The organism is Chryseobacterium sp. FG46 (assembly GCF_057809135.1).
The window spans coordinates 12,145-35,170 of record NZ_JBMDJJ010000011.1 but is presented as its reverse complement, the minus strand read 5'-3'; the positions used below and the strand labels follow the sequence as shown (position 1 = coordinate 35,170).

Annotated in this window: 23 protein-coding genes; 10 read left to right on the top strand and 13 right to left on the bottom strand. The window is 36.6% G+C overall.

The window, feature by feature from the left end:
- Nucleotides 1-21 precede the first annotated feature (21 nt).
- Nucleotides 22-252 carry a hypothetical protein gene (locus tag ACODR7_RS10100; RefSeq protein WP_488838911.1) on the bottom strand — a complete coding sequence of 77 codons (231 nt, stop codon included), beginning with the start codon at nt 250-252 and terminating at the stop codon, nt 22-24.
- 228 nt (nt 253-480) lie between these two features.
- Here ACODR7_RS10100 and ACODR7_RS10095 point away from each other — a divergent pair, with 228 nt between their 5' ends.
- From ACODR7_RS10095 to ACODR7_RS10075, 5 genes are all read left to right on the top strand, one after another.
- Complete coding sequence (locus ACODR7_RS10095) at nt 481-1,119, top strand: TetR/AcrR family transcriptional regulator (protein ID WP_488838910.1); 639 nt, start codon at nt 481-483, stop codon at nt 1,117-1,119.
- Entirely contained in the window at nt 1,103-2,419 is a 1,317-nt protein-coding gene (locus ACODR7_RS10090; protein WP_488838909.1) for a TolC family protein, read from the top strand. The genes ACODR7_RS10095 and ACODR7_RS10090 overlap by 17 nt, the downstream gene beginning before the upstream one ends.
- A gap of 16 nt (nt 2,420-2,435) precedes the next feature.
- Nucleotides 2,436-3,539: an HlyD family secretion protein gene (locus ACODR7_RS10085; protein WP_488838908.1), complete on the top strand. Its 1,104-nt coding sequence runs from the start codon at nt 2,436-2,438 to the stop codon at nt 3,537-3,539.
- Nucleotides 3,540-3,679: 140 nt separating this feature from the next.
- Nucleotides 3,680-5,257, top strand: coding sequence for a DHA2 family efflux MFS transporter permease subunit (locus ACODR7_RS10080; RefSeq protein ID WP_076597676.1), 1,578 nt, complete (start codon nt 3,680-3,682; stop codon nt 5,255-5,257).
- A gap of 381 nt (nt 5,258-5,638) precedes the next feature.
- Nucleotides 5,639-6,235 (top strand): hypothetical protein, encoded by a 597-nt coding sequence (locus ACODR7_RS10075; RefSeq protein WP_488838907.1) that lies wholly within the window; start codon nt 5,639-5,641, stop codon nt 6,233-6,235.
- A gap of 121 nt (nt 6,236-6,356) precedes the next feature.
- Here the strand turns inward: ACODR7_RS10075 and ACODR7_RS10070 are convergent, their stop codons facing one another.
- Nucleotides 6,357-7,370: a TQO small subunit DoxD gene (locus ACODR7_RS10070; protein WP_488838906.1), complete on the bottom strand. Its 1,014-nt coding sequence runs from the start codon at nt 7,368-7,370 to the stop codon at nt 6,357-6,359.
- 54 nt (nt 7,371-7,424) lie between these two features.
- A complete protein-coding gene (locus ACODR7_RS10065; protein WP_488838905.1) occupies nt 7,425-7,781 on the bottom strand; it encodes a hypothetical protein in 357 nt (118 codons plus the stop codon).
- A gap of 181 nt (nt 7,782-7,962) precedes the next feature.
- Between ACODR7_RS10065 and ACODR7_RS10060 the strand changes: the two genes are divergently transcribed.
- Nucleotides 7,963-8,523 (top strand): DNA-3-methyladenine glycosylase I, encoded by a 561-nt coding sequence (locus ACODR7_RS10060; RefSeq protein ID WP_488838904.1) that lies wholly within the window; start codon nt 7,963-7,965, stop codon nt 8,521-8,523.
- Between the two features lie 270 nt (nt 8,524-8,793).
- Here ACODR7_RS10060 and ACODR7_RS10055 read toward each other — a convergent pair whose 3' ends face one another.
- Nucleotides 8,794-9,159: a winged helix-turn-helix transcriptional regulator gene (locus ACODR7_RS10055; protein ID WP_488838903.1), complete on the bottom strand. Its 366-nt coding sequence runs from the start codon at nt 9,157-9,159 to the stop codon at nt 8,794-8,796.
- Between the two features lie 91 nt (nt 9,160-9,250).
- Between ACODR7_RS10055 and ACODR7_RS10050 the strand changes: the two genes are divergently transcribed.
- Nucleotides 9,251-9,781 (top strand): NAD(P)H-dependent oxidoreductase, encoded by a 531-nt coding sequence (locus ACODR7_RS10050; protein WP_488838902.1) that lies wholly within the window; start codon nt 9,251-9,253, stop codon nt 9,779-9,781.
- Nucleotides 9,782-9,795: 14 nt separating this feature from the next.
- Here ACODR7_RS10050 and ACODR7_RS10045 read toward each other — a convergent pair whose 3' ends face one another.
- The 4 genes from ACODR7_RS10045 to ACODR7_RS10030 form a co-directional block, all read right to left on the bottom strand.
- Nucleotides 9,796-10,023, bottom strand: a complete 228-nt coding sequence (locus tag ACODR7_RS10045) for a hypothetical protein (protein ID WP_488838901.1) — start codon at nt 10,021-10,023, stop codon at nt 9,796-9,798.
- Nucleotides 10,024-10,524 (bottom strand): DUF2199 domain-containing protein, encoded by a 501-nt coding sequence (locus ACODR7_RS10040; RefSeq protein ID WP_488838900.1) that lies wholly within the window; start codon nt 10,522-10,524, stop codon nt 10,024-10,026. It abuts the gene before it with no gap.
- 38 nt (nt 10,525-10,562) lie between these two features.
- Nucleotides 10,563-12,149 (bottom strand): patatin-like phospholipase family protein, encoded by a 1,587-nt coding sequence (locus ACODR7_RS10035; protein ID WP_488838899.1) that lies wholly within the window; start codon nt 12,147-12,149, stop codon nt 10,563-10,565.
- Nucleotides 12,150-12,243: 94 nt separating this feature from the next.
- Nucleotides 12,244-13,143: a magnesium transporter CorA family protein gene (locus ACODR7_RS10030; RefSeq protein WP_488838898.1), complete on the bottom strand. Its 900-nt coding sequence runs from the start codon at nt 13,141-13,143 to the stop codon at nt 12,244-12,246.
- A 73-nt stretch (nt 13,144-13,216) separates the two neighbouring features.
- On the opposite strand from ACODR7_RS10030, the gene ACODR7_RS10025 reads away from it, so the two are divergent.
- On the top strand, nt 13,217-14,239 hold the full coding sequence (locus tag ACODR7_RS10025; RefSeq protein WP_488838897.1) for a 3-oxoacyl-ACP synthase III family protein: 1,023 nt from the start codon (nt 13,217-13,219) through the stop codon (nt 14,237-14,239).
- A gap of 582 nt (nt 14,240-14,821) precedes the next feature.
- A complete protein-coding gene (locus ACODR7_RS10020; RefSeq protein WP_488838896.1) occupies nt 14,822-16,312 on the top strand; it encodes a hypothetical protein in 1,491 nt (496 codons plus the stop codon).
- Between the two features lie 70 nt (nt 16,313-16,382).
- Here ACODR7_RS10020 and ACODR7_RS10015 read toward each other — a convergent pair whose 3' ends face one another.
- Nucleotides 16,383-17,543: a thioredoxin family protein gene (locus tag ACODR7_RS10015; RefSeq protein WP_488838895.1), complete on the bottom strand. Its 1,161-nt coding sequence runs from the start codon at nt 17,541-17,543 to the stop codon at nt 16,383-16,385.
- Nucleotides 17,544-17,844: 301 nt separating this feature from the next.
- On the opposite strand from ACODR7_RS10015, the gene ACODR7_RS10010 reads away from it, so the two are divergent.
- Nucleotides 17,845-19,473, top strand: a complete 1,629-nt coding sequence (locus ACODR7_RS10010) for a tetratricopeptide repeat protein (protein WP_488838894.1) — start codon at nt 17,845-17,847, stop codon at nt 19,471-19,473.
- A gap of 320 nt (nt 19,474-19,793) precedes the next feature.
- Here ACODR7_RS10010 and ACODR7_RS10005 read toward each other — a convergent pair whose 3' ends face one another.
- From ACODR7_RS10005 to pruA, 4 genes are all read right to left on the bottom strand, one after another.
- A complete protein-coding gene (locus ACODR7_RS10005) occupies nt 19,794-20,006 on the bottom strand; it encodes a hypothetical protein (protein ID WP_488838893.1) in 213 nt (70 codons plus the stop codon).
- 237 nt (nt 20,007-20,243) lie between these two features.
- Entirely contained in the window at nt 20,244-20,645 is a 402-nt protein-coding gene (locus ACODR7_RS10000) for a thioredoxin family protein (protein WP_488838892.1), read from the bottom strand.
- A 112-nt stretch (nt 20,646-20,757) separates the two neighbouring features.
- Nucleotides 20,758-20,907, bottom strand: a complete 150-nt coding sequence (locus tag ACODR7_RS09995; protein WP_488838891.1) for a hypothetical protein — start codon at nt 20,905-20,907, stop codon at nt 20,758-20,760.
- A gap of 442 nt (nt 20,908-21,349) precedes the next feature.
- On the bottom strand, nt 21,350-22,975 hold the full coding sequence (gene pruA / locus ACODR7_RS09990) for an L-glutamate gamma-semialdehyde dehydrogenase (RefSeq protein WP_488838890.1): 1,626 nt from the start codon (nt 22,973-22,975) through the stop codon (nt 21,350-21,352).
- Nucleotides 22,976-23,026 lie beyond the last annotated feature (51 nt).

Genomic DNA, 23,026 nt, shown 5'->3' with positions numbered 1-23,026 from the left:
TCTTCTATACTTAAGAGTATATTAAGCTTTCTTTATTTTTACCGTTTTTTTATCTTTTGTTTTAGGAGTATTTTCTGCTGTTTTTGTTTTCATGCCGCAATCTTTATGATGGTTATCTGTGCATGCCTTTTTGTCTTTTACAGAACATTCTTTTTTATCTTTTCCAGCACAGCATCCTCCGTCTTTTGGTTTCTCCTGAGCATATCCTAGTGTGAATAAAGCTACTGCTGCCATTGAAAGTATTTTTTTCATAATATAAAATTTTTAAAGTGGATAAATGTAATACTTTTTTTAACACTGGTAAAATTTTAACTATATCTGCTAATTATTGAGAGTTCTTTCAGGAAATGAAGCATCTCCTGTCAGTTTCATATTGTATTATAGAAATAGTCTTTTATTTACAATAAATTAAATCTATATTAAAAATCAATCAATCGTTTGATTTGAATAAAAAACTTGTGTACATTTGCGCCCTGAAAAATGAATACGAACATGATTTCAAAAGAAGAAAATATATTATTCGCTGCCGAGAAGCTCTTTGCAGAAAAGGGATTCGAAGGAACTTCCACCAGGGAAATTGCAAAGGCAGCTCATGTAAACATCTCTATGATCTCATATTATTTTGGCTCTAAGGAAAAACTTTATGAGAAATTAGTGGAATACAGAATGAATGAAGGTCAGTTTTTTTCAAAAGATCTTTTGGGAAGAACAGACATCAACGAATGGCAGAAGATTGAAAGAGTAATTGATCAGTTTTCGCACAGGATCCGGACTCAAAAATGCTTCTACAGGATTATGCAGAGAGAGCAGCTGCATACCAAGAATCCTCAGATTGTAGAATTTTTGAAGCAAATCAAAATGGGATTCCTTTCCATGTATTCGCAAATATTGCAAAGTGGTCTTAAAAATGGGGTTTTTACCAAAAATCCACCCATTTATCTGCTTCATTCTACCGTAAGCGGTACCTTGTTTTATGCATTCAATGCGAAAGAAATGTATAAAGAGTTCCTGAATGAAACAGAAGATGAAGAAGCTTTTGATGAAAAATACTATACAGAACTTAATAAACATATTAAATATTTACTAAAAGACCTTTTAGGTTATGAAGAGAATAAATAACTCAGTGATTGCATTATCACTATTCGTAGGAATAGCAAATGCAAATGCCCAGGAGAAAAGAACACTTACTCTTGACGAGGCCGTGCAGCTGGGAATCCAGAACAGCAAGAATCTCAAGATCGATGCAGCCAGGATCGAAGAGGCTACTGCTGATCTTTTGGAGGCTAAAAACAGACAACTACCGGAATTAAAAGTGTCGGGCAGCTATATGTATCTACCGATAAAACCGAATATTGATATCAAACTTCCTGGTCTTGCAGGAGGAGCTGGCGGACCTGAAATACATCAGGTAGTTTACGGTTCAGCAAATCTTAGCGTTCCTATTTACAGCGGTGGAAGAATCAAATACGGAATTCAGTCTGCTAAATATCTGGTAGAAGCTTCTAAATTAAGCACTGAGAATGATAAAATTGCCATTGCTTATAACGTTGCTCAGGCTTATAATAACCTTTTTAAGGCTAACCAGTCCATCAAGGTTTTTGAAGAAAATCTTGCCGCTTCACAAAAAAGAGATGAAACCTTCCTTAAAATGGAAAAGAATGGTTTGATCGCTAGAAACGACAGATTAAAGGCTAACCTTCAGACTTCAAATATTGAACTTCAACTATTGGAAGCTAAGAATAACTACAATATTGCCAATATCAATATGGATTTATTGCTTGGGCTTCCTGAAACGACAGAACTGACGGTAGATGAAAATTATATTGAAGAAGGATCAGACGTAAAACCTGTTGATTTTTACGTTACTGAAGCCAGAGAAAACCGTAAAGATTTACAGGCGCTGGCACAGCAGAGAAAAGCCGCAGAACTTGGTTCCAAAGCTGCAAAAGCAGAAAACCTTCCATCCATCGCATTTACAGGAGGTTATGTAGCTGCAGACATTCCTAAGTTTCTTACGGTATACAATGCCATCAATGTAGGAATCGGGGTTTCTTATAACTTATCCAATCTGTGGAAAGAAAATTCTTCATTGAGACAATCACAGGCAAGAGAGAAACAGCTTGCCGCTACTGATGAATTATTGAATGATAATATTAAGCTTGATGTGAACAGAGAGTACCAAAACACAGACTATTCAAAAAAGAGAATTGCTGTTTTTGAAAAATCGGCGGAACAGGCTAATGAAAATTACAGAATTACCAAAAATAAATACGACAACGGGTTGGCAACCATGACTGAATTATTGGATGCAGACGCTGCACAGATTGCTGCCAACGTTGGCGTGATCAATGCTAAGGCAGATGCTGCACTGGCATACAGAAAACTATTACAGACAACAGGAACTTTAACAATTAAATAATCAGATCGAAACCAAAATGGAAAATAATAATACACAGGCAGCTGAACCTAAAAAGAAAAAAAGTTTAGTCTTTCCTATCATTTTAGCAGCAGTAGTAATTGGAGGAGGAATCTACGGTTACAGAGCCTATACTTACGGACAGTATCACGAAGAGACTGATGATGCTCAGATTGCTTCCAATATGGCACCGGTAATTTCTAAAATCTCCGGTTATGTAGCTCAGGTAAAAGTAAAAGACAATCAGTTTGTGAAGAAAGGAGATACATTGGTGATTTTGGATAACAGAGATCAGAAAATGGCTCTTGAACAGGCTCAGGCAGCATTATCTACTGCCAAAAGCAATATCTCCAATGCAGAAGCTACTACCACAGCTACTTCAAAAAATATAGGTTCTTCAGAAGCAGCAGTAGTAACGGCTAATGCCCAGATAGAAGCAGCAAAAGTAAATGTCTGGAAAACTTCTCAGGATCTGAAGAGATATGCCAATCTTGTAAAAGATCACTCTATTACAGAACAGCAGTATGAGCAGGCTTTGGCAGCAAAACAATCTGCAGACAGACAGTTGCAGGTTTTAGTGGATCAGAGAAACCAAATTGCTCAGCAAACTCACATCGCTTCTTCTCAGACGGCCGCAAGCTCACAACAAATCAGCGTGGCAGGTTCTGTGGCTAAGCAAAGAGAAGTAGATGTAGAAAATGCAAAATTGAATTTATCCTATACTGTAATCCTTGCCCCTGAAGATGGATACGTAGGCAAAGTACCTACACAGGCAGGTCAGTATCTGCAGGCGGGAGCACAGTTGTTTGCTTTGGTTAAAAACGACCAGAAATGGGTGGTGGCCAACTTTAAGGAAACGCAGGTAGATAAAATGGTAGAAGGCCAGAAAGTGAAAATTGAGATTGATGCTTTTCCTGATCAGGAATTTGAAGGAGTAGTAAGCTCTTTCTCTCCGGCTACAGGAGCTACTTTCTCTATTCTTCCTCCGGATAATGCAAGTGGGAACTTCGTAAAGGTAGTTCAGAGACTTCCTGTAAAAATCAATTTTGTAAATCTTGATAAGAATATTGCCAAAAGATTGAGAACAGGAATGAACGTGAAGGCGGAAGTTGCTTTGAAATAACATTTAAAATTGTTAAGAGTCAATGAACTTCGTTGTCAGTAGTGAATCAGCTTTGCAGTCAACTTAAATGGACTGTTTAAAATTCACTATTCACTTGCGCAGCACAATTCACAATTGACTTTTCACATCGAAAAAAACTTATGCAGGATTCATTAGTAGAATATGGAGCACGGAGAGTGATCATTACGATTACGGCTATCCTTTGTGCCCTTCTTGAAATTGTAGACTCCACGATTGTTAATGTTGCCTTGAATGAAATGAAGGGAAATCTTGGAGCTACACTTTCAGAAGTAGGGTGGGTGATTACAGCGTATGCCATCGGGAACGTTATCATTGTTCCGATGACGAGCTGGCTTTCACAGCAGTTTGGGCGTAGAAATTACTTTGCGGCATCCATCATTATATTCACCGTATTTTCATTCTTATGTGGAAATGCGACCAATATCTGGGAACTTGTGTTCTTCAGATTGATGCAGGGAATCGGAGGTGGAGCCTTATTGGTAACCTCACAAACGATTATTACGGAATCTTATCCGATTGAAAAAAGAAGTATGGCTCAGGCAATTTATGGTCTGGGAGTAATTATTGGTCCTACATTAGGGCCGCCTCTTGGAGGATATATCGTTGATAACTTCAGCTGGCCCTATATTTTCTATATTAATATTCCGATTGGGATTGCAGCTACGCTGATGACTCTTCAGTTTGTAAGAAGTCCGAAATATGCAGAAAAACGTAAAGTTTCCGATGTAGACTGGATTGGAATTGCTTTACTGGCAGTAACAGTAGGTTCATTACAGTTTATTCTGGAAAGAGGACATGAAGAAGACTGGTTTGAAAGCGGAATGATAGTAGCCTTCACTGTAGCAGCAGTTTTAGGATTTATACTATTCCTTTGGAGGGAACTTACCTTCAAGTATCCGATTGTTGAGCTCAGAGTACTTAAAAACAGTAACCTGAGAATCGGAACTATGATGTCATTCGTTCTTGGATTTGGATTGTATGGTTCTACATTCATTGTTCCATTGTATACCCAGAGTATTTTGGGATGGACGGCACTTCAGTCAGGAGCTTTGATGATTCCGGCTGCGTTAACGACAGCCTTTATGATGCCTATCATTGGCAGACTACTGGCAAAAGGAGCAAAACAGCAGATCCTGGTTTCATTAGGACTCTTTATCTTCTTCGTTTACAGTTTCTGGGGATACAAAATTCTGACACCGGATACCGGCAAAGATGCCTTCTTCTGGATGTTGATTGTAAGAGGGGCAGGTTTGGGATTATTATTTATTCCGATTACCTCTTTGTCATTAAGTACACTGAAAGGGCAGGAGATTGGGCAGGGAGCGGCTTTTACAGGGATGATGAGACAGCTGGGAGGATCTTTCGGGATTGCAGCCATCACTACCTTTATTGCCAATGCAGGACAGAAGTACAGAAATAACTTAATTTCCCATCTGGACGAAAACAGCTTTGATGTTCAGCAAAGGCTGGCCGCATTGAAAGCCAATTTCATTGCGAAAGGAATGACTCCTGATGCCGCAATGAATGCTGCCTATAAAATGCTCGACTTATCCGTAACGAAACAGGCCACTGTTTTATCCTATATGGATGTATTTCTTTACCTCGGTATCGTATTCCTGATATGTATTCCGTTTATCTTACTCGTAAAAGAAAGAAAGAGCAAAGAAAAAATAGATTTGAGTGAAGCCATGCACTAAATTTTAAATAAAAAACCTTCGAAATTCTCGAAGGTTTTTTATTTTGTTTATGTTGTAAAATAATAAGAAACAATACCTTTTGTTTTCATTTTGTTAAATAAAAAATAATATCACTTATTGGAGAGTTTATTTATTTTTTCTAGCTTTACATCACCAAATGAAAAAGATATGAATAAATTCCCTCATCATTTTATAATCCGTTCACAAAGGATTTACCGGACTGCTGTATCAGATTTTTATCTGAATTCCACTTATTGAAATAAACAGCCCCGGCTGCCTTTCACTTTATTTTCATAAAGACAATTTTTCATATCCGAAAACGGTATGAAGTACTTATTATTTAGCCAAACCATGATTTCAAGACTCAAATAATGTATTACTATGAATCAAATTCAACTGCCGGAAACTTACACTGCATCAGGTGATTTCAGAAAAAATGATATCTATCTTCCTGAAATGGATCAGGCTCAGCTTATTGCAGATTTCTTTCCCGGAACTTTCACAGAACTTACCCAGCGCCTTTCTGATATTACAGGATCTTTTTACGGAGGGATGCTGAAACAGATCGGGAAACTTTACGGTGCAGAAGCTATTGAACAGCTTTCCAGCACTTTTATGCATGATCTGGGATCAAGAATGACATTAAGAAATCTTAAAGCAAAACCCAACCTGCAGCCTGGAATTCCTGCTCTTGCAAAAATATTGATGGAAGCCATTTTTACATCCAGTCCCGAATATAATTTTGAATTTAAAGAATTAAATGATTACAAATGCGAATTGCTTATTAAAGGAGTAGACCGTTACCACAAAATCACTCATAGTCTGCAAATTGCAGATCTGTTGAAATGGCCAGTGATCAAACCTTTTATACAGGGCATTTGCGACACTATGGGACTGGATGTTTTACTTGAAATCAAAGTACTCAGGCTTGATCCGGACAGTACATGCAGCTATCATGTCATCGTCTCCGGGAAATAGCTTCCAACATGAATAATACCCAGAAATTGTACAACAGCATTCAATAGGAGCGGACTTTAGTCCGCTTTTACTATTAGTATCAAGGATAAAAGATAATACGAACACATTGCATCCCGAACTCCTAATCAATTTTCTCTATCCATTCAATACCACTTACATCAATCAGTTTCAGACTGTGGATATCATTTTTTTGGAAAATATCATCAATATTCAAAGTTACATCAGCTTTTGCTCCCAATGGAATTACCAGACTGTGTTTTCCCGGTTTCACTTTGGCAACATAATGGTTTTGAATATTTTCTTTAGAAAATCCGGCAAGTTCTTTATGATCAAGTTCCTTTAAAACTTTTCCGTTTTTATCCAGAATATGAATCCCTATCAGGAAAGAACCATATACATCAGCACCTTCCGTCCGGTAGACTTCAAATGTTAACTTTGAATGCTGATGAGAGATATTTGAAATTTCCAGCTTGGGTTTTACCGATTTATTATGCAGTGTTCCCCATACACCTCCATGAAAATACTGATTGGTAAAAAGAGTCAATCCAAATATAATAAGTGAGCCTGCGAGCACAAATACTTTTGGGTTTGAGACAGGAAAATTTCCTGAGCCAAGCCACTGAAACCATCTTTTTTGAGTAAAGCTTTTGTTATTCTTCATGAAATAATAATCCAGTGAATAAGGACCGCTTCCGGTAAGAAACAGAACGAATCCGCCGGCAACTCCTAAAACTCCGATCTGCCATTCATCAAGACAGGTTGTTCCCAGCCAGCCGGAACCCAGTAATATTCCGAGGGCAAGACTAAAAATTCCGATACTCATTAACCGTGTAAATAATCCGAGAATAATGAATAATCCTACAACCGCTTCAATAATGGTAAAAATCATCATAGAGCGTTGTAAAGCATCGGGATGAGTCACCAGATATTCAATAACAGGTTTTATGCCGAGTGCATTAGGTAAAAAATGATTGAATTTTTCCCCGATATATCCCTTTTCATCAGGAATAAGCTTGTTTTCGAGGATCAATCTGCGCCAGAACGCTGAAAAGTAAGTCCATCCGATCACCATGCGGAGGGATAAAGTATATAATCCGGCCATGTCTGTAGACCGGCTGTTTAAGATATGTTTCATTGAAATTACTATTGTATTGTAAAAAACTGATTTTTATAATTTGATCTGAAAAAATTAAATCAGATGAAGTCTCAGTCTTTTAAATAGAATATATTTCGGAGGGCTGTTACCAGTAGAATGCCCTGAGTAGTTATTGAAAGAAATCCTTTTTTCAACGGAATTTCCGGTTGTTGAAGAAAAATCAGAAAAAGAATTTTTGTATTGGCTCTGAGTTTTGTTTTTTAAAACAGAAGTTCCGGAAGAAGCAGATTCTACATCACAACTGAAGGAAATGGAGGAGGTTGTTTTTGCCTTATTCAGCCCGCTGATAAACTGAATGTCAAAAATATCAAGAACATTTCTTTTGACTGAGCACGGAGACAATGAAAACACCAATATAAGCACCGTAATGATTGCTTTATAGTTTTTCATATGAAGTCCTGAATTGGGCATAATTACAAAACTACACTTTATTTCAATGTAAGTTTAATAAATTGCAGAAAATTATCTTGCAGATAGAATTATTATTAACTTTAAAATACTGCTGACGGACAGTTGTCACAAAGCTGTCTTATCTTTACCGTATTATTTAGAATTTAAACAGAATATTTCAATGAGTTATTGTTTAGCCATAGAAGGAATGCAGCCTGAAAGCAGGAAAGAACTGCACAAGAATTATCATGATAACTATTACGGATATCCTATCCATGATGATAATGAACTGTTTGGAAGATTGATTCTGGAAATTAATCAGGCAGGACTAAGCTGGGAAACTGTTCTGAAAAAAGAAGATAGCTTTAGAAAAGCCTATGATCATTTTGATATTCAGAAAATAGCTGCTTATACCGAAAAAGACCGCGAGAGATTGCTTAATGATCCGGGAATTATCAGGAATAAGCTAAAAGTAAATGCTGCTATTGAAAATGCAAAAACAATCGTTGAGCTTCAAAAGGAATTTAGTTCATTCGAAAAATGGCTGGAACATCATCACCCCAAAACATTACAGGAATGGATGAAGCTATTCAAGAAAACGTTCAAATTCACAGGAGGAGAGATTGTCAATGAATTTCTTATGAGCACCGGATATCTGAAAGGAGCTCATCATGAAACCTGTCCGATACACTCAAAAGTTTTGGCTGAAAAGCCTTTGTGGAAAGAGGCTGAGGGGAAGTAGAATACAACTATTCTTTCAATTAATAAGCCTGGATTTCTACGGAATGACATATAGGACTGTTTGATATTATGCATACACTGTGTCATTCCGGAGGAATCCAGCTTCCGAAAATTAAGAATAGAAAAAGAAAGTCCATTTTATATGTCAGCTGGTAGCCAGGATTTTAAGCTCTGGCTCAAGCCCATTTCTATTGAATTGATCAGATCATTTTTATGTGTCTAGCTTCGTTGAGTGTAAGATCTTTGCAAAAATCCTTTAACCAAAACCTTTTTATTTCTTTTCCATAATCTGTTTATGTTCATTTCCCCATTTCTCAAATTCAAGAATGATGGGTTTCAGCTTATAGCCAATTTCTGTAAGGTCATATTCTACTCTTGGCGGAACTTCTGCATACACTGTTCTGGTGATGATTTTATCTTCTTCAAGCCTGCGAAGCTGAAGGGTAAGCATACGTTCGGTAATGTTCTGAAGCTTTTTTTTAAGTTCACCAAATCTCATTTTTCCATTGATCAGATAACAGCAGATTGCCAATGCCCATTGTCCTCCGATAATATTGGAAGCATAGATTTCCGGACATTCATCTGCAAGGGCTTTTTTATTGGCAAAATTGGTTGAGGTTTCCTTTATTTTAGTCATTACTTACATTTTTTACAGTACCATACAATAGGTTGCTAATGTACGAAATGTAAGTAACGTGTTGTAATTTTGTGATAGAAATTTAGACATAATGAAAACATTAGTGATTGTGACGCATCCTGATATTGAAAAATCAGCGATCAATAAAAAATGGATCGAAGAGTTAAAAAAACACCCTGAAAAATATACTGTTCATCAGCTGTATGAGGCTTATCCTGATGGAAAAATCAATGTAGCAGAAGAGCAAAAGCTGATGGAATCTTATGACAAAATTGTATTTCAGTTTCCTTTTTACTGGTTCAGCAGTCCGCCGCTTTTAAAACAATGGCTGGATGAGGTGGTTTTATATGGCTGGGCGTATGGAAGCAAAAGCGGTTTCAAACTGGCCGGAAAGAAAATGTCACTGGCTGTTACCGCAGGAATAGATGAAGATGGATATTCTAAAGCCGGAGAATATAAATACACGATGAAGGAACTTCTCCGACCTTATGAACTGACTTTTGATTATATAAAAGCAGACTATAAAGAACCTTTTGTTTATTACGGAATTGAAAGAGATTCTTCCGATGAATGGATCAACAGAAGTGTTCCGATGTATCTGGAATTCTTGGATAATTTATAGTGATCAATAGGAATCTATTTAGTATTTTTTGTTAAATAGATTCCTATTCCTAATATAGATAAAAATATTCCTATGATTAAGACAGGAAGCCAAAGTAAAAAAGAAATTTCACCTAGTTTAATGATGATTTTAGGATAGCCACCTCTGGCTGTAAATAATCCAACAGATGTAAAAAACATTATAATGGATAGGACAATCATTGATAATCCAGAGAAAATAATGTATTTGTAAATTGATTTCATCTATTCTTTATTTAAAACCCTGTTGATTCTCTTCTCCGCTTCTTCTTTGGTAATCCCATTATAAAAATCATCAACAAACGGATGGTCATAATTTTGATGGGGATAAACAAATGGTCTGCCAATAGCATTGTTTACCACAACCGTTGTGGGAATACTTTCCTCAAACTCATAATCCGGAAGATAGGTGGAAAGCCATCCGAAATATTCAGCTTCGAATTCCTTATTGTCATAATTTTCAACATATTCCTTGAAGTTTTTTTCACTCAGAGAAACCCAGATTCCGTAATCCAGATCTCTGCAGTCATCTGTAACTTCCTGTATCATAACAGTACGGATAAATCTGTGGATATCTTCAGGATCTTTGACGACACACAAGTCTGAACTGAGTTCAGCATTTTTTAATTCTTCTTCGGATAAACAGGAATAAAAATAAGGGTATGAATAGGCTATCGCAGGCCAATCTTCTTTTTCTTCCCCACAGCATTGGCAGATGTATTTCATGATTAAATTTGCTTTTCGGTTAAAATACCTAAAAATCTTTATCCTACCGTCGGCGTATCCTCTTCTTTCAATATTTTTTTCTCCTTCATCGTAAGCATCATTCTTTCATATTTGTACTTTTCCCAATCAAAGGTGTTGAGAAAATCAAGGGCAGCCTGAAAACCTCTGTTAAAAAGTTCTTCCTTTTCTTCTTTTTTCATAAAGAAATTCAGCCAGCTGCTGGTACCGCAATTAACACTTTGTATGCTGTATAAACGATAAAAAGTATGTTTGGTAAGGAATGTCTTATCATTAAACCCTTTCAGAGTGCTGATGATATTTCCTGCGTAGCTGAACGGTGTTTTAAGGATTTCTTCACTGGTTTTCCCTTTTTCAGAAAGAATGGCAGAATCGCTGGTTAGCTGTACCCCAAAAAGAGGCATTCTGGGATAAAAAACTTCATCCGCATGAAACAGGTCAATAGGAAAGTTGGAAATACTGCCGCCATCAATGAAAACTCCTGCAGGATTAATGTCTTCGGGTTTCGTATTCATCCAGTATCTCCAGGCATATTTTACAGAATCATCGTCCCTATTGATTGGTTTCTGGAAAGGTTCAAAGAAAAAAGGAACTGCCATAGAAGCTCTTACAAATTCGGCAGGACTGATATGTTTCAGTTCCTCTTCGGACCAGTAGAGATTGGCCATTGTAGGAAGTTCTACTTTAATTTTGGCATTGATATCAGTGGTAATAACAACATATTCTGATGTAAGAAGGTAAAACGGATTGTTTTTATAGTAGTCATTATTGACAGCACTTTCATAGAAAATTCTGTATCGGGTTTGGTCAATGTGTACCTGATTTTTGATTTTAATTTTTTCGATGTTTTGCAAAGCCATCTGATAATATTCCTGCCCGTTCCCATAGCGGTAGCTGAGATTGAGTTCCTGTTCTTTCTGAATAAATTTTTTGTTGAGATGGGCAACTGTTTGTATTCCAAATTGATCCAGCGCATTTTGCATGGTATTCTGAAAAACATTTCCGGGATTCAGTCCGCTGTTTTCTTTCCTGAAGTTATTGTACAGCTTTTGAATACAGAAAAAGAGAATGACAGCCGGAATCAGAGGAATCAGAAACATCAGTTTGGCATTCAGAATTGTTGTTGAAGGAGCGAAAAAAGGAATACTAATCAGAATAATAAAAAGGATAGCGGCAATAACAGCATTGATCTTAAAGAAATCTTTGTTGTTCAGCATCGCATGGAGAGTCGTTTTTACATAGCTTTTTCCATCCATAAAATCCGAAAAATCCCAGCTGAAAAGAATATCCTTGATAAGTTCACTTTTAGGTTCTTCTTTGGTCTTACAGGCAGCAATAAGCATGGTATTAATAGCTCCGGCACTCGTTCCTGCTACTTTCAGAAAACGAATTCCAAATATTTCCAGCCCATACAGATAGCCTACCAATGCACTTCCCCAGACACCTCCTCCTTCCTGTACAAATTCTATATACTGATTACCATTCTGATCCAGAAGATCAGAGAATTCTTTGGAAGAGATATTCCTGTGTAAAGCAAGCAATTTGTCCTTGGATGCCTCTGACAGAGAAGAATCTTCCAGAATTTTGTTAAGGTTTTCAGGAGTCATGGTATTTTGTTTTGATGGTGTTCAGGTTAAAGACAAAAGGTAATCAACCGGATTGTATTTTGTTGAAGATGAGCAGCCTTGGGTTTATATTAAATTACCACTGTCTTCGTCTCACGTAAATAAACGTACTGATCACAACTGCAGCCATCAGTCCTATTGTTATATAATATCCATACTTATGATGAAGCTCAGGCATATTATCGAAATTCATCCCGTAAACTCCGGCAATAAAGGTAATTGGTAAGAAGTAAACTGAATAAATCGCCAGAACTTTCATCACCTGATTCGCTTTTTGATCCGAAAGTGCCAGAAACATAGAAATAAGGTTGGTAATCTGAATATTTAAATGATCAAAATCGGCAACCACATCTTTATGTTTATCTTTTAAATCAACAATTTCTGAGTCCTGTAAATTCAGCAGTTTAAATTTATCAATAGCATCTGTAGAAATTACCAATACCCGGGAATTTAATCCTGATTTTCGCTTCAGCTTATAAAGACGGCGGATCTGGCTGGTATGATTGGTGTTTTTAAGAAAAATTTCATTCTCTATATTGTCCATTGTTTCGAACAGACTTAAAGATTCATCATCAAAGCTTTTCATGATCAATATCGCAATCATCAGAATGATTTGCTGAGGTTTAAGGTCTTCCTGAATCAAAGAAACTTTTTTCCTGGTATCAGAAATACTTCTGGTCTTCATCCTGTGGATGGTAATAATGGTATTTTCCACCAGAAAAATCCCGATTTTGGTGCTGATATCACTTATGGTGTTCAAATTCTTTCTTTCCAGCTCTGTACTTTCACGGAGTAAAAAGAATTTTACATTCCCGTCTTCTTCATATTTCGGAAGGTGATTAGGATCCATCGTATCTTCCAGAAGAAGATTGTTGATTTCATATCTTTCATGAAGAAATTTCAGGTCTTCTAAAGTAGGAGCCTCTACATCTACCCATTCGCACTGGGAGGTTCTGTATATCGTATCAATTGGCATAAAGTAAAAATACTAATATTTTGAAAAACTATGTGTTAAATAAGTTTTATCTTTGCCAAAATTAAAAAACTATATGATTAAAAGTACAATAAAAGGGGTTGGATTTTATGTTCCAGATAACGTTGTTACAAATGATGATTTAGCAAAACTCATGGCTACCAATGACGAATGGATTACAGAAAGAACGGGTATCAAGGAAAGAAGACATAGAAAAAACAGAGATGACTCTCAGGAAACTACCGCTTATCTGGGTTTTAAAGCTGCAGAAAAAGCCATCCATAATGCTGGCCTTACCTCAAAAGATATTGATTATATTGTTTTTGCAACGCTTTCGCCGGATTATTATTTTCCGGGGTGTGGGGTATTACTTCAGGATATGCTGGGATGTGATACCATCGGAGCATTGGATGTAAGAAACCAGTGTTCAGGATTTGTATATGCTATGAGCGTTGCTAATGCATTCATCAAATCAGGTACCTATAAAAATATTCTTGTGGTAGGAGCAGAGGTTCACTCTTTCGGACTGGATTTTTCTGACGAAGGGAGAGGGGTATCTGTCATTTTTGGTGATGGCGCAGGAGCTGTTGTTCTTTCTGCATCAGAAAATGAAAATGCAGGAGATATTTTAGCGGTGAATATGCATTCTGAAGGAAAATATGCAGACGATCTTTGTACCCAGTTTCCGGGATCGAAATACGGATGGAGTGACAGAATGAGAAGAGATCCTGAAAATGTAACAAACAAAGAAGTATATCCGATTATGAACGGAAACTTCGTATTCAAACATGCAGTAACAAGATTCCCTGAAACGATGATGGAAGCATTGAATAAAGCCGGAAAAAAAGTAGAGGATCTTGACATGTTTATTCCACACCAGGCCAACCTGAGAATTGCTCAGTTTGTACAGGAAAAATTTGGATTACCGGAGGATAAAATCTTTAATAACATCCAGAAATATGGAAATACAACAGCTGCCTCTATTCCCATTGCTTTAAGTGAAGCGATTGAGCAAGGGAAAATCAAAAGAGGAGACCTTGTACTCCTTTCAGCATTCGGAAGCGGATTTACGTGGGGAAGCGTATTGTTTGAATATTAATTTATTCCTATATGAAAATTAGCAGAGTCCTTTTTACAACCAGTTAAAAAGGACTTTTTTATTATTTCCCCACAACTGTTTTCCGGGAAACGATTTTCATGCAAAGAATGATCTGCCGGCATTATTAAGTTTTAAAATAAAGCTTTTTTGTCAAAAAATTATTACCAGACATAATGTGGTATTGCTGCCAGCTATACAAATTTCGATAGTATAGAGAATGGTTTTATACATTTCAGGCTATGATTATGTTCATTTTCTTATTTATTGATGGGTAATATCCCTTTAGAAGGATTTTTTTTAAATAATTTTTACATTATTAAAGTCTATTTGCTCTTATTTATATTTCACTTAATTGTGTTTTGTTTTCGAATGATTTGTTGTTTATATGTTAAATTTTATATTTAAATAATAGATTTTGAGGTGTTTAGTTGCTTGTGTATGTTTTTTTTGTAACTTTAAATAAAATTATTCCTTTAAAAATATTTAGAAAATTGAAAGATCATTCCCAATCGTTCAGTTTCGTAATACAAGTGGCTTATAAAAAAGGTTGTATGAGCGAATATTAAGTTTAATATATACATTATGAGAAAAAATTTATTACTAGCAGGCTTACTTACCACCCTTTCCCTGGTGGCTAAATCACAAGTAGGGATTAATACTTCCAATCCTCAGGGAGTATTTAATATTGACGGATTAAAGAATAATCCGACAACAGGAGTGCCTACTGCCGTTCAGGCTAAAGATGACCTGGTGATGACTTCTAATGGTAATCTGGGGCTTGGGCTTACTGCTCCCGGTACCACATTGGATGTGAACGGAGCCATTACCAACCGTGAAACTGCTTTAGCCGTTGCAGGTAATGCCGTTAGTATTCCGGTTAATGTAAGCCAGGTACAGCTTACCGGAGCTGCTACAGCAACGGTGGCCATTTCTGCATTTGCTGCTCCCAACCCGGGCCAGCGGCTTATTGTCTATAACAATACCACAGGTGGATTTGGGGCAGTACTGGATGGGATTACCATTCCAAACGGCAAAGCGCTGGAGTTTGTTTTCAGTAATTCATTCTGGAGGTCTACCGAGGGAGGAGCAGCTGGAGCAAATCCCGTTAATATTTATACGGCAAATGGTACTCTTGCGGGAAACAGGACTGTTACTACAGCAGGGAATGCGCTTTCTTTTATCAATGGTACCAATGACGTATCTATCGGAACAACAGGAACCCAGGGAATTGTATCGGCAACGGGTTCTTCAAGAGGTGCATTTCAGGCAAACGGTGGTTCAGCTGTTTTAAATATGTTTGTAGATAATAACGGAGCAGCACAGGTTACAACATCCGGAACCAGTACCAGTATGAACGTGAATACCATCTCGGCAAATCCTGTAAATATTCTCACCAATAATACGAATAGAGTTACTGTAACAGGTGCCGGAAGTGTAGGGGTAGCAACTACTACACCGCAAAGAGCTCTGCATGTTAATGGTGCCTTACAGGTTACCAATGAAATCAATGTGGGTGGTAATGGCACTACTGCAGGCATTGCAGGTACTTCAGGGCAGATTTTAACATCCGGCGGGGCAGGAGCAGCACCAACATGGCAAACCCTGAATACAATAAGCGGAACTATTAACGGCGCTTATTATGTACAGGGAACTACTGCTGCTACAGCCGCACAGGGAACGACAATTGATGTGCCAGGCGCAACAATTACTCTGACAGTTCCTGCAGGAAGAACTCAGACCTTTTTATTTACTATTTTGGGATATGCAACATTAACCGATGGTAATTCAACTCAAGGGGTTTTTGCCCTTGTACAAAACGGAACAAAAATTTCTTCAGCCTTTGCTTCTAAAGCAGGAAGCTTTCCTGGGGGTACAACTTTGGCAAGTATGCCGGTTCCGGTGACATTTTTAAAATCGGTAACTCTTACAGCAGGAACTTATACATTTAAAGTACAATATTCTGCATGGTCCGGATCTGCAACGGTGAATTTTGTGCCTTCTGGCTATAGCGGATATAATGGTGATACAGAAGCAATGCTTACTAAAATGCAGGTTTTGGTATATAATAACTAAAGTATTTTCAAAAAAAAACAAAAACCGCAGAACTTCAGTTCTGCGGTTTTTGTTGATTAACTAAATCTAATTAAAGACTCTTCAATAGCTTTTCTGTGTCGGAAGAATCCTGTCCTGTGCTTTTGGCCAGTTCAATAGACTTTTCAGCCCAAACTTTTGCATTTTTTTTGTCACCAATCTTATTGTATAGGTTGGCTAAAGTATCGGTATTTGCATAGCTCTGTTTTTTCTTTACAGATTCCTGTGCCCAGGCAATGGCTTTTTCCAGAGAAGTTTTATTGCTTACATTTTCAAAAAAGTTCCATGCAAGAGAATTCAGTTCATCAGAACCAACTGCAGAATAATCTTTGTAAAGGTCAAGAATTAATTTTTCATACTCAGGAATATCTTTATTCTTTAAAGCTCTGTTGGCTTTCATTCTTTTTAAGATCTTATCAGCTTCTTCTTTGCTCAGAAATTTCTGGGTTTCAGCCATGAAATAGCTGTCATCCCATTTCTTTGTATCCGGATTATACGCTTTTTTAGAAACGGTGTTCAGCTTAATATTTTTATCAAACTTTTCATATTTATCCTCAGGGAAGAATTTAATGATATCAGCTTTTTTATCCTGGAAAATTTTGTACAAAGGACTTTCTGTAGTTTGTACTCCCGAAAGAAGCATTTGGATATCTTCCTGATCTAAGCTTGTTTTCTGTTGAAAATAACGGTTAAGAACTTTCCCTGCAAACTCAGCATCGTTATACATGGTAAGTCCGGCAAGATTTTTTAAAAACTCAGGATCTTTTTCCCCTTTTTCAAACTGCTGCTTCAGAGAAGTGAGTCTTTTGTTTGGATCTTCTGCGTCTTTTGCAAACTGGATAAAGTCTTTTTCTTCCACATATCCTAACGTTCTGTGTACTGCTTCACCGCTTCCGTCAATGAAAAGGTAAGTAGGAAATGCTTTTACATTATATTTTTTGGCCAGCTCAATTCCTTCTCCTTTTTCCATATCAATTTTAGCATTGATAAAGTGAGAATTGTAATATTCTCCTACAGACTGAAGGGGGAAAATGTTTTTAACCATCAGTTTACAAGGTCCACACCATGAGGCATATGCATCAATAAAGACCAGCTTTTTTTCTTTTTTTGCTTTGGCAAGAATAGAGGCGAAATTGCCTTCTTCAAATTTAATTCCCTGCGCCCATGCAAGGGCTCCTATAAAGATTGAGGAAAGTATTGCTATTTTTTTCATAAAACTTTTTATTCCTTGCAAATGTAATAAATATGATGACACATGAGCCGTTCATATTGAAAATAATTACACAGGAAATTTGATTTTAATACAGATGTCAGCTTGTATTAAAGATAATCTTTTATTATTTTGGTTTTATTATTAAAATTAACGTAAATGATTGTTTTGAGTTAAATGATTAAATTTCAATATAATATTTTAATAAAAAATAAAATATCACTAGTTTTGTAAAAAACAAAAAGACACTCCCGTAAAAATAATGATGAATTATTATAAAATCAAAATAATAATTTGTTCTTCTATGACTAAAAGTCTTTTGAAATTTTTGTTTCTGCTGACAACATCAGTCCCTCTATTCGCTCAGAAAAAAAGTAACTTTGACCTTATCTGTGAGAGAACCTCTTCCGTAACAGCCTATAAGGATTTACCCAAAGCAATAAAAACTGCAGATTCTCTCTACATGAAGGCACAACAACCTTCAGAGAAAATAAAATGCCTTGTGCTCTCTTCAGAACTATATCAGCATGCAGGTGAACTTAAAAAAGCAATCTGTTACAGTGAAAATGCCCATTCCGTGATCAATCAGATTAATGATCCGGAATGGATGGCTGTGGTGACCAGATTACTTGCGAGGCAATATAGACAGGTAGGGTTATACGAAAGATCCAAAAAATATATTATAAAAGGGCTGTATGCTTCAGGACAGATTGTTGATTTTCAGAAAAGTAATGAAGCGGCTGGACTTCTGAATCAGGAAATGGCCTTCTATGAAATGGAGATGGGGAATTTTCCCAATGCAATACAGAATATTGAGTCCTCTCTGAAATATTTTGGAAAAATAAACAGCAATAATAAAAACAGAACAGCAGCAGCTTCTTATCAGTTGTTGGGAGATGTCTATTTCAAACTTAATGATTATTCTGTTTCCGAAAGTTATTACCGAAAAGCAGAAGGATTGCTGAAAAATGGAAGCTGTACCCTGGGATTGGTATACAATGGATTAGGAGGAATCCGCCTAAAGCAGAAAAACTGGAAAGATGCTGAACGGTATCTTAAAAAAGCAGAAAAAATTGCAGATACATCCCGAAGTCTTAAACTTAAAAAAGCAGTTTATTCCAATATTAATGATTACTATGAAGGAATGGGAGACAATTTTAAAGCTTCATTATATGCGGTGAAATATATGCATGCTTATGACAGCATAGCAGCCCGTAATCAAAGCTTTGTAACAATGGGAGCTGAGACTCTGAAAGGGAAGAGCAATAAGAAAGGAGGGCAGATGAATCTGGTGAAAAATGCTGCCATTGTCATTCTGTTTACTTCGCTGGTTGGCTTACTTGTTTTATTCAGGACAAAGCAGAGAAAACAGCGCTCAAAATTCAGAAATATTATAAGAACCCAGTTACGTATGATCAGTAACAGAACTCATTATCCTTTAGCTCAATCCGGCGATTCTGAGTTTTCGAATATATTTGTGGAAGAAATTGATGAAAAAGACCCGGAGGCAGACCGAAGAAGAAATGATTCCCTGATGACTTCCGAAACCGAATCGAAATTACTTGAACTGCTTGAAGATTTTGAAAAAGGTAATCTTTATAACAATAAAGGAATGTCTTTGTCTTTTCTTGCAGGGGAACTGAATACCAATACAAAATACTTGTCTTACGTAATCAATCAGCATAAAAATGCAGATTTCAAAACGTATATCAATCGTTTAAGAATCAACTATATTGTAGACAAACTAATTAATGATGAGAAGTACAGACAATATAAAATAAGTATTCTGGCTGACGAATGCGGATTCTCTTCACACAGCAAATTTGCAGCGGTCTTTAAAGCAGTTACAGACTTTTCTCCATCAGCATATATCAAATATCTGGATGCTGAAAACGCATCAGATAAAAATGTTCATTTTCCTGAAAATGATTAAAAAGGGAGACTTTATTTAATTCTATCTTGCCATTTTCGCGAAAATGAACAACCTATTATTTGAAAGGAAACCCTTGTTATTATATCTTTGCGCCAGTTTCACAGTACGCACACAATTCTGTTACAGAGCTTATCACTTTTATTTCATTTCTGAATAAAGATCATTATAAGACAAACTGCGATTCCTATTTTTAGCTTTTTAATGACATATTCTTCTGAGCAGGAAGAAAATCATATATCATAATCGGGGTTGATTGCCCGGTTTTTTTTCAGTCAAGTTTTTTTAAGTGCAAATCCACAGTAATCTGTGGATTTGTGATTTTATTTAAGTTTTGTGCTGTCGGTTTTGGTTTTTGACGTATCGGCAGCTGCCGGAGTCGGGATAGAATTGGCTACAGCGGAGTCTCCCATCCTGTTTCTTAGAGAATTTTTATTATGAGCTTCTTTATATTCTTCTCTTTTTTCTTTGTTTTGTGCACAACTTCCAAGGAAAAGAAGTCCGAGAACTGCTCCTGTACAGAATAATTTTTTCATAGTAATTTTTTTGACTGGTTTTCTTGAGTAAATATAATAAATCTTTAATGCAATTGTAAACAAACACTTGTTGCGAAATAAAAGTCCGCTGTTTATATATTTTCTGATGTTAAGAATTGATGCCACAGCCTTTCTCCAGGATCTTTTTTGAAGGATCTGTATACTATCTAAAGAGATCTTTATATGCCTTGAATAAGGATATAGATCATTTTAGTGTTGAAGAAAATTGATTTTTTTTCAGACATTCAGCTTTTTATTTGCATCATCTGCATCTTTGCCGAGTTGAATAAACTCTTTTTCTGTAAAATAACCTAAGCCTCTGTGAATAAGCTCACCTTTCCCATTAATAAATAAGTAAGTGGGGTAAGAGTTTATTTGGTATTTTTCTACTAATTCAATCCCTACACCTTTTTCCGTATTAATGTTTACATTTATGAAATGCTGATTGTAGTATTCACTCACAGATTGCAGGGTGAAGATATTTTTAGCCATGAGTTTACAGGGATCACACCAGTAAGTATAAGCATTAATAAATACCAATTTGTATTCTTTTTCAGCTTTGGATATAATTTCAGGAAATGCACCATTATCAAATTTGATACCTTGATCAAATAAGGCAGTTAAAATTTTTTTTATCATTGTGTTGTGTTGTTTCCATCAAAGATAAAAAAAAATGATAGCAGAAAGTATAAAAAAAAATCCACAATAAGTGATTTGTGGATTTCCAATTTTTAATTAGATGTATAAAATGCTATTTGACAGGAGACATTGTCGCAGAATCCTTTTTCATTTTGATAGAGTCGGGATCCTTCATTTTTGTAGTCATGGTATCAGTAGCTGCAGGAGCTATACTTTTCTGTGTGTTCTCTACTGTTGCTGAATCACGGCTACTGGTTGACATTGTCGATTCTTTGGTTCCACAGCTCACTGCAAATATTCCTATTCCAACGGCTGTTAGCAATAACTTTTTCATATTATTTTATTTTGTGGTGTTGTACTAATAAAAAAAATCAACAATTATTCCTAACAAGGCTGGGAGAATCGTAAAATATCGGTAAATTTTGTTAAAAGATGTTAGTGGAGATATCGGGTTTCGAGATACGGGATATGAGAGTTTAACGTATAATGTTTAATGTTGATTGTAGTCCAAAAAATACTTTATTACCAAAAAATACTTTCATACTCTCATATTCTCAAACGCTATAACCCTCAAACTCTCAAAGCTTTCCACTCTCAAACCCCGTATCTCGCACCCCACAAAAAAGCCCCGAAACCGAAATTCCGAGGCTGTATTCAAAGAACAGACAACAATTACTCATTGCCTATTACTTATTATTTATTAATTACCCTAGGTAAGGATATTTGTAGTTTTTAGGAGAAACGAAAGTCTCTTTTACGCTTCTTACAGAAACCCATCTCAGAAGATTCATTTTAGAACCTGCCTTATCATTTGTTCCTGATGCTCTGCCACCACCGAAAGGCTGCTGGCCTACTACGGCACCTGTAGGTTTATCATTGATGTAGAAGTTACCTGATGCATTTTCTAAAGCTTTGTATGCTTCGCTGATTGCGTAACGGTCTTGTGAGAATACAGAACCTGTTAATGAATAAGGAGAAGTAGAATCTACCAGCTTCAGCGTTTCTTTCCAGTCCTGATCTTCATATACGTAGATTGATAAGATCGGGCCGAAGATCTCTTCTACCATACTTTCGTAGTGAGGATTTGTAGTTTCAATTACTGTTGGGTGTACAAACCATCCTTTAGAATCGTCATATTTTCCACCGATCGCCACAGTAGCTTCGTCAGAAGCATTTGCTCTGTCGATATATCCTTTACATTTTTCGAAAGAATTTTTATCAATTACAGCGTTTACGAAGTTTGAAGTATCTTCTGGAGAACCTACTTTAATAGAGTTCATCTGAGTTTCCATTACTTTTTTCACATCAGCCCAAAGAGATTTAGGCACATACGCTCTTGAAGCCGCAGAACATTTCTGACCCTGATATTCGAAAGCACCTCTTACCAATGCTGTTGCTACAGCTTCTACGTTAGCAGACGGGTGAGCGATTACAAAATCTTTACCCCCTGTTTCTCCAACGATTCTTGGATATGTTCTGTAGTTGTGGATATTGTCTCCGATCATTTTCCACATTCCCTGGAATACTTTTGTAGAACCAGTGAAGTGAAGACCTGCGAAATCTTTATGAGCCAATACTTTTTCAGCTGTTTCTTTACCATCCGTAAAGATCATGTTGATAACCCCTGCAGGAAGACCCGCTTCTGTTAATACATCCATGATTACTTTTGCAGAATATACCTGCTTATCAGAAGGCTTCCAAACCACAACATTTCCTAACATTGCCATACAAGTCGGAAGATTTCCTGAAATTGCGGTAAAGTTAAATGGAGTTACGGCAAAACAGAATCCTTCTAATGGTCTGTATTCAACACGATTCCAGATTCCGTTGTCAGAAACCGGCTGCTCAGCATACATTTCTGTCATGAACTCTACATTGAATCTTAAGAAATCGATGAACTCACAAGCTGCATCAATTTCAGCCTGATGTACATTTTTAGACTGTCCGATCATTGTTGCAGCATTAATTACATCTCTGTAAGGACCAGCCAAAAGATCAGCTGCTTTTAAGAAAATTGCTGCACGCTGTTCCCAGCCCAGTTCATTCCATTCTTTTTTAGCTGCCAATGCCGCGTTGATAGCGTCATCCACATGCTGCATACCACCCTGGTAGTAAAACCCGAAATCATGAGCGTGATCCTGTGGAGACTGAAGCTGTACTTTTGTATCAGTCTTTACTTCTTTTCCATTGATGATCATTGGGATTTCTACCTTTTCAGCCCACATTTTTTTATAAGTGTCGATAAGGCTTTTAACTTCCGGAGATCCCGGTTCGTATGAGTTTACAGGCTCGTTTACCGCTAATGGTACTTGCGAAATTGCTTTTGACATATTACGTTTTTATTATTTTATTAAATTTAAATAAGATGTGTATACAAATTT